Genomic DNA, 470 nt, shown 5'->3' with positions numbered 1-470 from the left:
CCGGAGTCGGCGGTCGAGGTGGATCTTTCGGGGCTTTACGAGCGGTTGGCCGAGGGCGGGTTCGACTACGGGCCGGCCTTTCAGGGGCTGCGTCGGGTGTGGGCCGGTGCCGAGGGGGCGGTGTTTGCGGAGGCGGAGCTTCCGGAGGCGGTGCGCGAGCAGGCCGGGGAGTTCGCGCTGCATCCGGCGTTGCTGGATGCGGCGCTGCATGCGCTGGCGTTTGCGGAGGTGGAGGGTGTTGAGGGCGGTGTCGTGCCGTTCTCGTGGAGCGGGGTGCGGGTGTATGCCGCGGGTGCTTCGCGGGTGCGTGTGGGTCTTGTTCCGGTGGGTGGCGGCGGTGTGCGTCTGGCGGTGACCGACATGCGCGGGGAGCTTGTGGCCGAGGCGGAGCGGTTGTGGCTGCGTCCGGCCCAGGCGGTGTCGGCGGCCCGGTCGGTTCCGCTGTACCGGCCCGACTGGACCCCCGCCGA

1 protein-coding gene is annotated in these 470 nt (G+C 72.6%); it reads left to right on the top strand.

The genetic code is table 11. From position 1 onward, the window contains the following. A partial coding sequence (locus LP52_RS25440) for a polyketide synthase dehydratase domain-containing protein (protein WP_040276965.1) occupies nt 1-470 on the top strand: 470 nt, incomplete at both ends.

It is taken from the genome of Streptomonospora alba, from assembly GCF_000826685.1.
Lineage (GTDB): Bacteria > Actinomycetota > Actinomycetes > Streptosporangiales > Streptosporangiaceae > Streptomonospora > Streptomonospora alba.
Note: the sequence above shows the minus strand (reverse complement) of the source record. Positions and strands in the feature narration are given on the sequence as shown.